14 protein-coding genes and 1 tRNA gene are annotated in these 14,124 nt (G+C 57.5%); 8 read left to right on the forward strand and 7 right to left on the reverse strand.

What is annotated here, in order from left to right:
* Positions 1 to 487 precede the first annotated feature (487 nt).
* The 3 genes from dusA (at position 488) to EBB79_RS09230 (ending at position 3,200) form a co-directional block, all read left to right on the forward strand.
* Entirely contained in the window at positions 488 to 1,501 is a 1,014-nt protein-coding gene (dusA, locus tag EBB79_RS09220) for a tRNA dihydrouridine(20/20a) synthase DusA (RefSeq protein ID WP_127748629.1), read from the forward strand.
* An 82-nt stretch (positions 1,502 to 1,583) separates the two neighbouring features.
* A complete protein-coding gene (locus EBB79_RS09225) occupies positions 1,584 to 2,408 on the forward strand; it encodes a sulfite exporter TauE/SafE family protein (RefSeq protein WP_127748630.1) in 825 nt (274 codons plus the stop codon).
* Between the two features lie 6 nt (positions 2,409 to 2,414).
* Positions 2,415 to 3,200, forward strand: a complete 786-nt coding sequence (locus tag EBB79_RS09230; RefSeq protein WP_127748631.1) for a hypothetical protein — start codon at positions 2,415 to 2,417, stop codon at positions 3,198 to 3,200.
* 102 nt (positions 3,201 to 3,302) lie between these two features.
* Here the strand turns inward: EBB79_RS09230 and EBB79_RS09235 are convergent, their stop codons facing one another.
* Genes EBB79_RS09235 through ccmI form a run of 3 tightly spaced genes read right to left on the reverse strand, consistent with a single transcriptional unit; the run spans position 3,303 to position 5,240 of the window.
* Entirely contained in the window at positions 3,303 to 3,527 is a 225-nt protein-coding gene (locus EBB79_RS09235; protein ID WP_127748632.1) for a DUF1289 domain-containing protein, read from the reverse strand.
* Between the two features lie 4 nt (positions 3,528 to 3,531).
* Complete coding sequence (gene ruvX / locus EBB79_RS09240; protein ID WP_127748633.1) at positions 3,532 to 4,005, reverse strand: Holliday junction resolvase RuvX; 474 nt, start codon at positions 4,003 to 4,005, stop codon at positions 3,532 to 3,534.
* Entirely contained in the window at positions 4,002 to 5,240 is a 1,239-nt protein-coding gene (gene ccmI / locus EBB79_RS09245; protein WP_127748634.1) for a c-type cytochrome biogenesis protein CcmI, read from the reverse strand. Before ccmI ends, ruvX begins: the two co-directional genes overlap by 4 nt.
* 188 nt (positions 5,241 to 5,428) lie before the next feature.
* Between ccmI and EBB79_RS09250 the strand changes: the two genes are divergently transcribed.
* The 5 genes from EBB79_RS09250 to EBB79_RS09270 all read left to right on the forward strand — a co-directional run bounded on the left by EBB79_RS09250 (position 5,429) and on the right by EBB79_RS09270 (position 11,421).
* Complete coding sequence (locus EBB79_RS09250; RefSeq protein ID WP_127748635.1) at positions 5,429 to 6,673, forward strand: sarcosine oxidase subunit beta family protein; 1,245 nt, start codon at positions 5,429 to 5,431, stop codon at positions 6,671 to 6,673.
* 51 nt (positions 6,674 to 6,724) lie between these two features.
* Positions 6,725 to 7,054, forward strand: coding sequence for a sarcosine oxidase subunit delta (locus tag EBB79_RS09255; protein ID WP_127748636.1), 330 nt, complete (start codon positions 6,725 to 6,727; stop codon positions 7,052 to 7,054).
* Positions 7,055 to 7,115: 61 nt separating this feature from the next.
* Complete coding sequence (locus tag EBB79_RS09260) at positions 7,116 to 10,133, forward strand: sarcosine oxidase subunit alpha family protein (protein ID WP_127748637.1); 3,018 nt, start codon at positions 7,116 to 7,118, stop codon at positions 10,131 to 10,133.
* Positions 10,126 to 10,692, forward strand: a complete 567-nt coding sequence (locus EBB79_RS09265; RefSeq protein ID WP_127748638.1) for a sarcosine oxidase subunit gamma — start codon at positions 10,126 to 10,128, stop codon at positions 10,690 to 10,692. The genes EBB79_RS09260 and EBB79_RS09265 overlap by 8 nt, the downstream gene beginning before the upstream one ends.
* Before the next feature lie 126 nt (positions 10,693 to 10,818).
* A complete protein-coding gene (locus EBB79_RS09270) occupies positions 10,819 to 11,421 on the forward strand; it encodes a superoxide dismutase (RefSeq protein WP_127748639.1) in 603 nt (200 codons plus the stop codon).
* A 145-nt stretch (positions 11,422 to 11,566) separates the two neighbouring features.
* Here EBB79_RS09270 and EBB79_RS09275 read toward each other — a convergent pair whose 3' ends face one another.
* The 4 genes from EBB79_RS09275 to ihfA form a co-directional block, all read right to left on the reverse strand.
* Positions 11,567 to 12,649, reverse strand: coding sequence for a 2'-deoxycytidine 5'-triphosphate deaminase (locus EBB79_RS09275; RefSeq protein ID WP_127748640.1), 1,083 nt, complete (start codon positions 12,647 to 12,649; stop codon positions 11,567 to 11,569).
* 146 nt (positions 12,650 to 12,795) lie between these two features.
* Positions 12,796 to 12,872, reverse strand: a tRNA-Pro gene (locus EBB79_RS09280).
* A gap of 59 nt (positions 12,873 to 12,931) precedes the next feature.
* Complete coding sequence (locus tag EBB79_RS24775) at positions 12,932 to 13,780, reverse strand: MerR family transcriptional regulator (RefSeq protein ID WP_238705040.1); 849 nt, start codon at positions 13,778 to 13,780, stop codon at positions 12,932 to 12,934.
* Between the two features lie 14 nt (positions 13,781 to 13,794).
* Positions 13,795 to 14,097, reverse strand: a complete 303-nt coding sequence (gene ihfA, locus EBB79_RS09290) for an integration host factor subunit alpha (protein ID WP_127748641.1) — start codon at positions 14,095 to 14,097, stop codon at positions 13,795 to 13,797.
* Positions 14,098 to 14,124 lie beyond the last annotated feature (27 nt).

Raw genomic sequence — 14,124 nt, forward strand, 5'->3', positions numbered from 1 at the left:
TCAGTTAACAAAACTGGAAGCAAAAAAACTTGTTACTGAAACTTTTAGGGATTGAGCCACAGTTCCATTAGTCCGGTTCGTCTTCGTGGCTTATGTTGTATATCCAAAAGGGAAAGTGGCCATCGCCGGTCCACAGGCAGGATTCTCCAACAGGTGCCGAGAATAGTTAAGTCCACTTGTGCCATGTGAATTATACCAAAAGGCCTAGGGAAGCTGCGCGTCGTCGGGTGCTCGGCTTATGCTGTCAGCCTGTCTCGGATGCTTCAATGCTTAGCTCTGAGATCGGTTTGACCCTTTGTAGAAAAGGAGAGTTGGTTCGAAGCCGGAACTGGCGGGGACCGGGTCGCATGGCCTGGTTGCAGGGCCTGAACGGGCGCGCTGGAACTCTGGTAGGAAAAAGTGCTACACGGCCTCGTCGATGCTACTAGCCGCAGTGCAGAGTTCAAAAGTGGCAGTGAATCTGAGCGAAATAAGGAAGACGCGCAAAATGACGGAGTTAAAAAGCCGGGATAAATCAGGGTTTTCCGATGTTCGTCGAGCCGCCCGCCTATCCGTTGCGCCGATGATGGACTGGACCGACCAGCATTGTCGTTACATGCATCGCCTGCTGAGCCGTGAAGTCTTGCTCTATACTGAAATGGTGACCGCGCCGGCCCTGGTTCGGGGCGGGGCATTGCATTTGTTGGCGCATGATCCGCTGGAATATCCTTTGGCTTTGCAATTGGGTGGATCTGATCTCGATGAGCTGGTTACTGCAACGCGTTTGGGTGCTGACGCTGGCTATAATGAGATCAACCTGAATTGCGGTTGCCCGTCAGACCGGGTCCAGTCCGGCGCCTTTGGAGCTGTGTTGATGCAGCGCCCCGACCTGGTTGCCGATTGTGTCGCAGCCATGTGCGCGGCGGTGGATGTCGAGATTACCGTTAAGTGCCGTATCGGGGTGGACGCGCAGAAGCCTCAGGACGTCTTGCCTGATTTCCTGCAAAAGATCAGCAATGCTGGGTGTCGCCGCGTGACAATCCATGCTCGCAAGGCCTGGCTGCAGGGCCTTAGCCCCAAGGAAAACCGGGATATCCCGCCGTTGGACTATGAGATCGTGCACCAGATGAAAGCTGATTTTCCGGATCTGCATATTTCGGTCAATGGTGGCATCACAACACTGGCAGAGGCCAAGGCCCATCTGGATCGAGGCCTAGATGGGGTAATGATCGGCCGGGCGGCGTATCATCAGCCTGGTGATGTCCTGCGCGCCGCGGATCCAGAAATCTTTGGCACCGGCGAGTTCAGCGACCCGATAGATGTTGCCCGCCAGATGTTGCCTTATATTGAACGTCATCTCAGCCAAGGCGGACGGCTGCACCAGGTGACCCGTCATATGCTGGGATTGTTCGCAGGTCGACCCGGCGCACGGCAATGGCGGCGCACGCTGTCAGAGGGGGCCCACCGTGACAGTGCAGGTCCTGCGCTGGTCGAAACAGCGCTCGCCGCGATTTCGGAGTAACCCACAACCATCCTTCTTTGATCTGGTCACTTCCCGCAGGGCATTGTTTTGTCCTGCGCATGCAATAACTAAGGAATAACTGATGCCCGATACTATGCTTCTCATTCAAATGCTGGTGATGCTTGCTGTGATTGGTGCGATTGCCGGAGTGTTAGCCGGGCTGTTGGGGGTTGGAGGTGGAATTGTCTTGGTACCGGCCTTTTTCTACGCCTTTCAAACCTTGGGATATGGCGGCGACCAACTGATGCAACTGTGTCTGGCGACCTCATTGGCGACGATTATGGTGACTTCGCAGCGGTCCCTGCTGAGCCACCATAAAAAGGGTGCTGTAGAATGGGAGATCCTGCGGGGTTGGGCCCCGGGCATCGTTTTGGGTGCCGTCGCAGGTGTGCTGGCTGCCTCAGCGTTGCGGTCGACCACCCTGCAAGGGTTGTTCGGCGTGTTGGGCCTGGTGATCGGGCTGTATTTGGGTTTTGGGCGCAGTGAATGGCGATTGGGAGACGCAATGCCAAAAGGCGCACGGCGTTTCGCTTTGTCCCCGTTGTTTGGCTTTCTGTCTGTTCTGATGGGCATCGGCGGTGGCAGCTTTGGTGTGCCACTGATGAGCCTGTATAACACGCCCATTCACCGTGCTGTGGCCACAGCGGCCGGTCTTGGGGTGATCATTGCCGTGCCCTCGGTGATCGGGTTCTTGTTTCTGCCGATTGACCCTGCTGTGCGTCCGCCACTGACCTATGGTGCGGTCAATCTGGTGGCTTTTGGCGTGGTGATTGCAATGACGCTGATGACCGCACCCTTGGGCGTGAAACTGGCTCACGCGATGGATCCAAAGCCGCTAAAGCGGATTTTTGCGGTGTTCTTGATTGCGGTTGCATTGAATATGCTTCGCAAAGCCCTGTGGGGGTAACGACGGATGATTGACACCTTCCTGGACAAGGGCTGGATCAGTTTTAGTCATGATCCGACTGTTGAGGCTTGGGCCCGTCATGCCCAGCTCGCCGGGCAAGCAGCCGTACAGGATCCTCGCCACGCAGAGTGGATGCAGTGCGAAGGCACTTGGTTTATTGGCGTTGACGCCTTGGAGAATGATCCACAGGGGCAACTGCCGGGTGGCCCTCCTCTTGCCGGGGCACCGATAGACTTTATCACCAAATACCTTGGCCCGATACCGCCGCTCCATAAGGCGCAACTGTCCGTCATATTCCCCGGCTACCCGCGACCGCGTCCAGGAGAAGACACTGCTGCGTTTCGCTATCGCGAGAAACGGGATGCGGCCCATGTGGATGGTGTTAAACTGTTTGGTGAGGCGCGCCGTCGCCGGGTAGAGGAACCGCATGCCTGGGTGCTGGGACTGCCCCTAACCAAAACCAGCGCCGATGCTGCGCCGTTGGTCATCTGGGAGCACAGCCACAGGATCATGCGTCAGGCCTTTGAGACAGCTTTTGCCGGACAGGCAGCCGAGACCTGGTCACAGGTCGACATCACCGATGCCTACACGCGGGCCCGGGCCGAGGTATTTGAAACCTGCAAACGGGTCACTGTCCATGCATTCCCTGGCGAATCCTACCTCATGCACCGCCTTACCCTGCATGGGGTGGCACCCTGGGCTGCACAGGCCTCCGCGCCCAAAGAGGGTCGAATGATCGCCTATTTTCGACCAGACAGTGCTGATCTGAAAACATGGCTCAGAGCGCCTTGAACGCGCGGTCGTCCAAGTCGAATGCCACTCTTTCATCTTTTTAAAAATACTCGCGCCGCAGGCCTCGTATCAACGGGCGATGTGATCAAACCTGCCCGCAATTTACCTGCGGCCCGTCCGGCCCCCCCGGCGTTTCTTCGGGACGGCGCTTCGGTTTGGCAGGTCTGCGATGATCGCAGTGCGTTCAGTCGCAGACATCAGTGACCAGCGGCTGATTTCCTCGACCGTTCGGGCACAACCGGCGCAAAGCTGGGTCACAGGGTGCACGACGCAGATCTGGGTGCAGGGAGAGTCTACCTCTTCACGTTTCCAAACGTCGCGATCCATGTCTCTACCCGTTCTTCAAATGCGCCAGGCGATCCAGCGCGCCCTGTAGAATATAAGAGGCTGCTACGTGATCGATCACTTCGGAACGACGCTTTCGGGATGTATCCGCCTCTAACAGGGCCCTCTCGGCGGCCACCGTACTAAGCCGTTCATCCCAAAATCCGATCGACAATTCGGTCAACCGGCCAAGGTTGCGCGCAAAAGCGCGGGTTTTCTGACAGCGCGGCCCTTCCGATCCATCCATATTGCGCGGCAGCCCCAGCACGATACCACCGACGTTACGGCCTGCGATGATCTCAAGCAATCGGGCGGCATCCAGTGTGAACTTCTTGCGACGCACTGTTTCAAGCGGAGTGGCAACAGTGCCCATCAGATCCGAGACCGCAACGCCCACGGTCTTATCGCCTAGATCCAACCCCATTAAAGCACGATGTTGGGGCAGGCTGGTTGCAAACTCCTCGAACACATCATGGATCATGGCAATAGTCCTGCCTGTTGCGCTGCGCTTGTGATCAGGGCCACTGCGGCGGCGTCATCTGCAAAGGTTTGTATAGCTTCGTCATGAATAGCCTGGGCCCGGTCGACCTCTTTCAGTACACTTAAGGCTACGATCAGGCGGGCCCATTCCTGCGGACTGCCACCTTCGCTGTTCAAACGCTCGGCCAGGTTTGCGACCATGCCTCGGATCATGTCTTGCCGGTCTTCAGCAGACATATCCTGGGCGCTGGCCATTTCCTCCGGTGTTGGACCAGTCAACGGCGAACCCGGTGCCGGTACGGCGGTGGGTGGGCTGTAGTCAATGCCCGCACGATAGGCCATTTCAGCGATCTGGGCCTGTATGGTTGGGATCCATGGTGCGTTGGCTGGTCCGGTTTGCAGGGTTTCCGCCCAAATCTGATAGGCCATATCCGGGCGTCCGATCTGCCCCAGCATCAGCCCCCAGTAATACCGTGCGGCGCCGTTGCCACCGTCGCGTTCCAGCGCGCGGCGCAGCTCGGCCTCCGCTTCAAGCGAGACGTAACCGCCGGCGGCCATGATCATCAACTCGGCGGCTTCGGCATGGTCCTTGGCTTCGATATCACCGGACATAATCCGGATATAGTTCTGCTTGGCCTGATAGGCGGCAACAAAATTGCCCAGATTGGCCTCATGCTGCACAAGCAATGCTTGTCCCTGCGCATCGTTGACCCGTTCACCAGCGGTCTGGCGAAGCTGCTCTACCAATTGCAGATAGCTGTCTTCGACCTGCTGTGCAGGCAGTGGTGGAACACCGGCTTCGGCCTGTGCCTGCGATGGGCGATCCGTTGACCGCTCTTGAGCCAGTGCAATCCGGTCAGACAGGGGCATATCGCCATATCCATTCACACCCAACCGGACATACAGTCCCAGCGATCCGGCCAGAATTAGCGCTGTAACCAGCACCGCCATCACCAGGGTTACGCGGCGGGGCTGTGCGAGATTGGCCTGATGGGCTTGCAGCTGCTCGTCTGCGGTCAGAATACGTCGCGATATTTCGGTCTTCGTACGATCAGCATCACTTTGGTTGATGACGCCACGGGCCAGATCCTTGTCCAACTCTCGCAATTGCTGGCGGTAGACTTTCAAATCAAACGCAGCAGCCGGTTGGCCAAGCTTCCGCGCCCGCAAAAGAACCATGGCAATCAGCAGTGAAACGGCCAGCGCCATAAACGACGTAACAATCCAGAAGGTCATAGTGTCTCCGTAGTTTGGTCCTCATCTATAGGGCCAGAGCAGCGGAAAAAAGAGCAAATTTGTCGCGCTTGCTGCGATCTCACACGACAGTGATGTCGCAAACCTGCGCAATTGCGACGATTAACGGCGCGGCTTAGGTGGAGTGCTGATGCATACCCATCTCATATCTCGACCCAATTGGATTCGCCATGAAACGCTACTCGGTATTTGCTGTCGCGCGCGAGGCCCTGCGCTACCACTCCGGATGGGAACGCGCATGGCGTTCTCCCGACCCAAAACGTCACTATGATGTCATCATTGTTGGGGCAGGCGGCCACGGCTTGGCCACGGCCTATTACCTCGGCAAAAACTTTGGCATCACCAATGTCGCCGTGATTGAAAAAGGCTGGCTGGGCGGCGGTAACACTGGACGAAACACCACCATCATCCGGTCCAACTATCTTCAGGACCCCTCCGCCGCGATCTATGAAAAGGCGCGCGGCCTGTATGAAAACCTAAGCCAGGACCTGAACTATAACGTCATGTTCAGCCCGCGTGGTGTGTTGATGCTGGCCCAGACCCAACACGAAATCCGTGGCTACCAGCGCACAGCGCATGCCAATGCCCTGCAAGGCGTTCCGACTGAATTTGTCTCACCGCAGCGGGTCAAGGAAATCGTGCCGATCATCAATCTGGATGGCCCGCGCTATCCGGTTTTGGGGGCCCTGTGGCAGGAACGTGGCGGCACCGCCCGCCACGACGCCGTGGCCTGGGGCTATGCCCGCGCCTGTTCAGACATGGGCATGGATATCATCCAGCAATGCGAAGTCACCGGCGTTCGGGTCGAAGGTGGCCGCGTTGCTGGTGTCGATACCTCCAAGGGCCCAATTGATTGCGACAAGCTGGGTATGCTGGTGGCTGGCAACGCCTCGGTCCTGTCCGAAATGGCTGGCTTCCGCCTGCCGATGGAGAGTGTCGCCCTACAGGCGCTGGTGTCCGAGCCGATCAAACCCTGCATGGATGTGGTGGTCATGGCCAACACGGTGCACGGCTATATGAGCCAATCCGACAAGGGCGAAATGGTCATCGGCGGCGGTACTGACGGCTTTAACAACTACACTCAACGCGGCTCGTTCCACCACATCGAAGAAACGGTGCGCGCTTTGAACGAGACCTTCCCAATGGTCAGCCGCCTGAAAATGCTGCGCCAATGGGGCGGCATTGTGGATGTCACCGGCGACCGCTCGCCGATCATCTCCAAAACCCCGGTGGGCAATGTCTTTGTCAACTGCGGCTGGGGCACCGGCGGTTTCAAATCCATCCCGGGTTCCGGCTGGGGCATGGCGGAACTGATGGCCACAGGCCATTCCTCCCTGACCGAAGCCTTCACAATCGACCGCTTCAAAGAAGGCCAGTTCATCGACGAAAGCGTCGCGGCCGGGGTGGCGCACTGATGCCCCGTAATACTTCAGCGCAGGCTGCCCTGCCGCTCAGAGGACAATGATATGCTGATCCTTGAATGCCCCTATTGCGGTGTCAAAGCCGAAGAATCCGAACTCCATGCTGGCGGCGAGGCGCATCTGAAACGCTTTGGCCCCGGGTCTTCCGATGATGACTTCCATGATTACCTGTTCATGCGCGAAAACCCCAAAGGCGTGCATTTTGAGCGCTGGCGTCACGTCAACGGCTGCGGCAAGTGGTTTCACGCTGCGCGCTGCACCATGACACTCGAGGTGTTTGGCACCTATTCGGCGCAAACCCTGGAGCCGCCACAAAAAATCCGCGATGCGGTTACCGCAAAACGCCCCGGCTGGAGTTGGAGAGACCTCGCATGAGCCTTCATCTTTTTATAAATACTCAAATCCCGACCGCCCCTCTGCGTGAAAGGTCCGCCACATGAGCACGCGTCTTGCCAAACAGGGCCGGTTGATCGACCGCTCCCAACCTATCGAGTTCACCTTTAACGGCTCCCGTATGAGCGGCTATCAAGGCGATACCCTGGCGTCGGCTCTGCTGGCCAATGACCAAATGCTGATGGGGCGCTCGTTCAAATATCACCGCCCTCGCGGCGTTGTGGCGTCTGGCGCCGAAGAGCCTAACGCTCTGGTCGGCCTGGGAAATGGTGACCGGTTTGAGCCGAACCAACGGGTCACCACAACCGAGTTGTTCGCCGGGCTGTCGGCCCAGTCACAGAACCACTGGCCCAGCCTGGAGTTCGACGTTGGCGCCATCAACACACATCTGTCTCGCTTCTTGCCAGCCGGTTTCTATTACAAGATGTTCATGTACCCACGTGCCTTTTGGAAACATGTTTACGAGCCGATCATTCGTCAGTCGGCTGGTCTGGGCAAGGCGCCAGATAAGGACCTGAAAGACGCGGATCAGTACGAACATTTCTATTTCTTTGCTGATGTTCTGGTGGTCGGTGGCGGTGTTGCCGGCCTGCAGGCGGCCAAGATGGCTGCCCAGAGCGGTGCCAAAGTGCTGCTATTGGAACAGACTGCATTTTGGGGCGGACGTGCGCCGGTAGATGGCGGCACCATTGATGATCTCGAGGCAGAGGCCTGGATCGAGCAGACCCTGGGTGAACTGGCAGCAATGGAGAACGTGACCCTGCGCAACCGTTGCATGGGAGCCGGTGTCTATGATCATGGCTATGCCCTGGGATACGAACGCCTGACCGACCACACTCCGGGTGAGCCAGGCCCACGCCATCGTCTGTGGCGAATTCGTGCCAAGCAGATTGTCACCGCCACCGGCGCCATTGAACGGCCGCTGTCCTTTGCTGGCAATGACGTTCCGGGCGTCATGCTAGCCGGCGCGATGCGCGATTATGTGGTGAACTGGGGCGTCACTCCGGGTCAGCGTGTTTTAGTCGTCACCAACAATGACGATGCCTATCGTACTGCGATCACCCTGCATAAGGCTGGCGTCGAGGTGCCCCGCATTCTGGACGCCCGACCCGCAGGCGGCGGCGCCTTGATGGAACAAGCGCGTCAACTGGGTATTCGGGTTGAACCCGGTCGCGCCATTGCCAAAGTCTCAGGCGGCAAACGCGTTACGAAGGTTGCGATCTGTGCGCAGGACGGTGAAGGCGGCGCCCAGGAAGAGATCGCGGTGGATGCGGTTGCCATGTCCGGTGGCTGGTCTCCGGTTGTACACCTGTGGTCGCATTGCGGCGGCAAGCTGATCTGGGATGACGCTCAGGCCCATTTCCGCCCCGATGCCTCGCGGCCTCCGCTGGGCGATGATGGCGCTGGTTTTGTGATCGCCGCAGGGTCTGCTAATGGAGCAATGGATCTGGGCGGAGCGCTGCTGGATGCCAGTGCGGCTGGTTGTGCAGCTGCAAAGGCCGCAGGCTTTGCAGCGCAACAAGACGCAGCGCCGGGCGCTTCTGACAGCGCGGAAAATCCAATGCTGCCGGTCTGGTTGATGCCTGCCAAGGCGGATATCAAGCTGCGGATGAAAACCTGGCTGGATTATCAGAACGATGTCAAGGTTTCAGATGTGCAACTGGCAGCGCGTGAAGGCTATGAAAGTGTTGAACACACCAAGCGCTACACGACGCTGGGCATGGCGACGGATCAGGGTAAACTGTCCAACATCAACGGGTTGGCGGTGCTAGCTGATACACTTGGCGCGGAAATCCCGCAGGTTGGGACCACTACGTTCCGCCCGCCCTATACCCCGATTTCAATGGGGGCGATTGGCGGCGAGGCCCGTGCTGAAATCTTTCAGCCGATCCGCAAAACTCCGATGCACGATTGGCATGATGCCAATGGGGCCGACTGGGAACCAGTGGGTCAGTGGCGCCGCGCCTATGCCTTTGTGAAAACGGGCGAAACTGTTGAGCAAGCCGTGTCGCGTGAAGTCACCAATACCCGCGAAAATCTTGGCCTGCTAGATGCATCAACCCTGGGCAAGCTGGTCGTCAAGGGCGCTGACGCCGGTCGGTTCATGGACATGATGTACACCAACATGATGTCCAACCTGAAAGTCGGTAAATGCCGCTATGGTCTGATGTGCTCGGAAAACGGGTTTCTGATCGATGACGGCGTTGTTGCCCGCATCGACGACGACACCTGGCTGTGCCACACCACCACTGGCGGCGCCGAGACCATTCATGGTCACATGGAAGAATGGTTGCAGACTGAATGGTGGGATTGGGATGTTTATGTTGCCAATGTAACCGAGCAGATGGCTCAGGTTGCTGTGGTTGGTCCCAATGCCCGCAAAGTTCTGGAAAAGCTGGGTGGCATGGATGTGAGCAAAGAGACGCTGCCGTTCATGGAGTGGCGGGATGGTCAGATCGGTGGATTTGACTGCCGCGCCTATCGGATTTCGTTCTCGGGTGAGCTGTCTTACGAGATCGCAGTTCCTGCCAGCCAGGGCCTGGCCTTCTGGACCGCCTTGATGGAGGCTGGCAAAGAGTTCGGCGTGATGCCTTATGGCACCGAATGCCTGCATATCCTGCGCGCCGAGAAGGGCTTTATCATGATCGGCGACGAAACCGATGGTACCGTGATCCCACAGGATCTGGGGCTAAGCTGGGCGATCTCCAAGAAAAAAGATGACTTCCTTGGCAAACGGGCGCAGTTGCGCTCGCATATGGCTGACCCGGATCGCTGGCAGTTGGTTGGTCTGGAAACGGTGGATGGATCGGTTCTGCCAGATGGGGCCTATGCCACTGGCAATGGCGTCAATGCCAACGGACAACGTAATGTCATTGGCCGGGTGACCTCGACCTATTACTCACCAACCTTGAGCAAGGGCATTGCAATGGGGCTGGTGCACAATGGGCGCAAGCGCATGGATGAGGTGATCGAGTTCCCGGGCACCGATGGCACGATCTACAAGACCAAGATCGTTGATCAGGTCTTTTATGACAAAGAAGGGGAGAAGCAGAATGTCTGATCCTGTAAGCGCACTGAACGGCGCTGCGTTCAGCGGTATTGCCACTGTCGAAGAGCGGGGCTTGGCCGGAATGATTACCCTGCGCGGTGATCTTGGTTCAGCCAAATTGCAGGCTGCCGTGACATCGGCCACCGGTGCGTCAATGCCTGTTTCGGGCAAGGTCGAGCTGGGCGAGGACGGCGGGCTGGCTTGGATGTCCCCGGACGAATTGCTGGTTCTGGTGCACTACGGTGACGTCGAGACAAAGCTGACCGAGATCAAGGCCGGGCTTGCCGATGAGCATGCCTTGGCCGTCAACGTCTCGGACGCCCGCGCGGTGTTCCGGGTGTCGGGTGACGGAGCGCGTGAAGTGCTGGCGAAGCTGTGCCCGGTTGACCTGTCGGCCGAAGCCTTTGGTCCCGGCCAGTTCCGCCGCACCCGTATGGCGCAGGTGGCTGCAGCATTCTGGCTGGACCACGACGGAGCGTTTCACGTCGTCTGTTTTCGCTCGGTCGCGGATTACGTGTTCAATTTACTCAGCAACGCGGCCCAATCGGACTCAACGGTTGGTGTTTACTAGAGTGTAGTAAAATCCCGCACCACCCATTGTAGGGCTGGTGCGGGTTACTGTTCTCTTTGACTTGATCTGCATCGCACATTGGCACATAAGTTTTTTTGACAGCAACAATTTTTGAAGGGTGCCACAATGGCTTTTGAACTTCCCGATCTTCCCTATGCCCATGACGCACTAGCTGCCAAAGGCATGTCCGCTGAGACCATGGAATATCACCATGACTTGCACCACAATGCTTATGTCACCAATGGCAACAAGCTGATCGAGGGCACCGACTGGGCCGGTAAGTCTCTCGAAGAGATCATCGTAGGCACCTATAATGCAACAGATGTTGCCCAGAACGGTATCTTCAACAACATCTCGCAACTGTGGAACCACAATGAATTCTGGAAAATGATGGGCCCAAGTGGTGACGTCATGCCCGGTGAGCTGGAAAAGGCTCTGGTAGAGAACTTTGGGTCTGTAGATGATTTCAAAGCTCAATTTTCGGCGGCTGGCGCTGGTCAGTTCGGCTCGGGCTGGGCTTGGTTGGTTAAGAATGCCGACGGATCCCTGGCAGTGACCAAAACCGAAAACGGCGTGAACCCGCTGTGCTTTGGTCAGACTGCACTGTTGGGCTGCGACGTCTGGGAGCACTCATATTACATCGATTTCCGCAACAAGCGTCCTGCGTACCTGTCGAACTTCCTCGACAACCTGGTCGACTGGGAAAACGTGGCTTCGCGTCTGGGCTAAGTCTCAGTTCGCCAAGGCGAATTAAATTTGAAAACGCCCGGCTAAGTGCCGGGCGTTTTTGTTTTCTGGCCTCCGGCGGGAGTATTTGGAAAAAGATGAATGGGTGAGACGATCAGAGCTGATTGTAGGGGCAGGGGGGGCCGGTCTAAGTGGGATCAACTTTGAAGTGCTTTGACAGCTTCAGGCCCTGACCCTGATAGTTCGAAGCGATGCCCGAGCCGTAGAGCTGGTCCGGTACTTGGGCCATTTTCTCATAGACCAGACGGCCCACGATCTGGCCATGTTCCAGCACAAAAGGGGCCTCGTGGCAGCGCACTTCGAGAACCCCACGTGAGCCCGCTCCGCCCGCAGCATCATGACCAAACCCGGGATCAAAGAAGCCCGCGTAATGCACCCTAAATTCCCCGACCATGGCCAGATAGGGCGCCATTTCCGCTGCGTATTCGGGGGGGATATGGACGGCCTCGCGGCTGACAAGAATGTAGAAGGCACCGGGGTCCAGAATGATGCGCCCATCGCTGCTGCGGACCTCTTCCCAGTAGTCACGCGGGTCGTATTCGCCGATCCGGTCCAGATCAATAACGCCGGTATGCGGCTTGGCGCGATAGCCAACAAGATCACTTCCAGGCAGCTGTAGATCGACGGAGAAGCCCAAACCGTCCTGAATGACCGCAGGGCTGTCCACCAGCGGGGAGGCAGCGTGTAGCGCGGTCAGCTGGTCGTCAGTAAGTACCGCCTGACCGGTGCGGAACCGTATCTGGTTCAGCCGCATGCCTGGCCGCACCAGTACCGAAAACGAACGTGGGCAGATTTCAGCATAGAGAGGCCCAGAGTATCCCGGTCTGATCCGGTCAAACTCGGCGCCGCCATCGGTGATTGTACGGGTGAGAAGGTCAAGCCGCCCGGTGGAGCTTTTGGCGTTTGCCACTGCGGAGACATGGTCAGGCAGGTCCAGCCCTTCCATCAGAGGGACCACGTAGACGCAGCCTTTTTCCAACACGGCGCCGCCGCTGAGGTCAATGCGGTGCATCTCGAATTCACGAAGCCGGTCTGTAACGCTCTGACCTTTGCCTGCCAGAAATGACGCACGCACGCGGTAGGCAACACTGCCCAGTCGCAGGTCTAGGCTGGCGGGTTGAATTTGTCCTTGAACAGGCGGGTCAGAGACGGTGATCTCGCCGTGTTCAAGCATCTTTTCAATGGCTTGGCTGGGTAAAACACCGGTCATGATTGGTTCCTTTAAATGCAGCCCCAAGGCTGATCGCCCGGTGATGCTGACTTATTTTCGCGCTGCATGCAATTCGTTCTGCATACAGATGGGGTGCATTGGATATACAAAACGCCCGGGTGAAGGATCACCCGGGCGTTTTTGTATGGTCGGGCTAGCAGGACTCGAACCTGCGACCTTCCGTCCCCCAGACGGACGCGCTACCAGGCTGCGCCATAGCCCGTTATTGAGAGCGTTTTACTGTATCTGAGAGCAGGGGCAAGAGGTAAAATTGGTCTTTTTTCAATTGGCTGTCGGATTGCTTTGGCTATTGGTGATGGCGCGCAGTTGTTCGGCACATATCAGGGCCTCGGCGAGTGAGGACTGGGGTAAAGATGTGATGCTGGCCAACCTTGCAAGAACGCCTGCACGGGAGACGTCAAATGCATCGTCTGCAGTATCGCTTACCTCAACGGTGGTCGGGCGCGCAGTCGCCATCACGGGCGCAGCCGCAACATCAGCCTCAGTTGATTCTGCAGATTCCACCTCTGCTTCGACCGCAGCCTCTGGCTCGACATTCGCTTCAGAACCGGGATCATCACTGGGCATGTCGTGCGTCTCAGTAGCGGCAAAGTCGTTAGAAACCGTCTCGCTGAGGGGGGCCATGGCAGCCACAGGCTGAGTTTCGTCTTCGCCGGGCAGGTCGTCGACTATAGGTTCAGCTGGGAGTTCTGCAGCGGCGGATTGAGGTTCGGCCTCGGGTTCGGGCTGCGAATCAAGGTGCATTTGCATTTGAGTCGGCGCGCGCTGGGTTGGTGTGGGGAAGTTGGTGACGGTAGCCTCAGTTTCGGTCATCGGGACCGGATCGGCAGTGTCATCCAGCGAGGCAGATTTTTCGGAGACGAAGGCGATGCCCTGATCGCGCAGCAAGGCCTGAACCTCTTTGATCGACATACCCTTGTCGTGCAACAGGCACTTAATACCGCCAAGCAGAAGCATGTCGGCAGGACGATAATACCGCCGTCCGCCAGCCCGTTTAACAGGCTTGATCTGGGTGAACTTACTTTCCCAAAAGCGCAGGACATGTGCTGGAATCCCCAACCAATCCGCAACTTCGCTGATCGTGCGAAAGGCGTCTGGTGATTTTGACATGTGACCTGGCCCCGTTATGACCGGTTGCCGCCAGCGACACGGTTCTTCATCAAATGGGAGGGTCGAAAGGTCAAAACGCGGCGGGGCTGAATAGGCACTTCTTCACCGGTCTTCGGGTTGCGGCCGATGCGAGCAGATTTATCGCGTACGCTAAAGGTGCCAAAAGACGATATTTTCACCTGCTCACCGCGTACCAATGCGTCAGACATATGGCCAAGCATGCTTTCGACCAATTGCGCACTTTCGTTGCGAGATAGGCCAACTTCGCGAAAAACCGCTTCGCTTAAATCCATACGAGTCAGAGTTGTGTCACTCATTACAAAATCCCCTTGTTTTATAAATCA

The sequence above is a fragment of the Parasedimentitalea marina genome (assembly GCF_004006175.1).
Classification (GTDB): Bacteria; Pseudomonadota; Alphaproteobacteria; order Rhodobacterales; family Rhodobacteraceae; genus Parasedimentitalea; species Parasedimentitalea marina.

Bases quoted from the DNA above. Each gene is read 5' to 3' on its own strand.
- EBB79_RS09260 (WP_127748637.1), top strand. From the start codon at position 7,116: ATGAGCACGCGTCTTGCCAAACAGGGCCGGTTGATCGACCGCTCCCAA.
- ccmI (WP_127748634.1), bottom strand. From the start codon at position 5,240: ATGACCTTCTGGATTGTTACGTCGTTTATGGCGCTGGCCGTTTCACTG.
- EBB79_RS09270 (WP_127748639.1), top strand. From the start codon at position 10,819: ATGGCTTTTGAACTTCCCGATCTTCCCTATGCCCATGACGCACTAGCT.
- EBB79_RS09235 (WP_127748632.1), bottom strand. From the start codon at position 3,527: ATGGATCGCGACGTTTGGAAACGTGAAGAGGTAGACTCTCCCTGCACC.
- EBB79_RS09225 (WP_127748630.1), top strand. From the start codon at position 1,584: ATGCCCGATACTATGCTTCTCATTCAAATGCTGGTGATGCTTGCTGTG.
- EBB79_RS09250 (WP_127748635.1), top strand. From the start codon at position 5,429: ATGAAACGCTACTCGGTATTTGCTGTCGCGCGCGAGGCCCTGCGCTAC.
- dusA (WP_127748629.1), top strand. From the start codon at position 488: ATGACGGAGTTAAAAAGCCGGGATAAATCAGGGTTTTCCGATGTTCGT.
- ruvX (WP_127748633.1), bottom strand. From the start codon at position 4,005: ATGATCCATGATGTGTTCGAGGAGTTTGCAACCAGCCTGCCCCAACAT.
- EBB79_RS09275 (WP_127748640.1), bottom strand. From the start codon at position 12,649: ATGACCGGTGTTTTACCCAGCCAAGCCATTGAAAAGATGCTTGAACAC.
- ihfA (WP_127748641.1), bottom strand. From the start codon at position 14,097: ATGAGTGACACAACTCTGACTCGTATGGATTTAAGCGAAGCGGTTTTT.
- EBB79_RS09255 (WP_127748636.1), top strand. From the start codon at position 6,725: ATGCTGATCCTTGAATGCCCCTATTGCGGTGTCAAAGCCGAAGAATCC.
- EBB79_RS09265 (WP_127748638.1), top strand. From the start codon at position 10,126: ATGTCTGATCCTGTAAGCGCACTGAACGGCGCTGCGTTCAGCGGTATT.
- EBB79_RS09230 (WP_127748631.1), top strand. From the start codon at position 2,415: ATGATTGACACCTTCCTGGACAAGGGCTGGATCAGTTTTAGTCATGAT.
- EBB79_RS24775 (WP_238705040.1), bottom strand. From the start codon at position 13,780: ATGTCAAAATCACCAGACGCCTTTCGCACGATCAGCGAAGTTGCGGAT.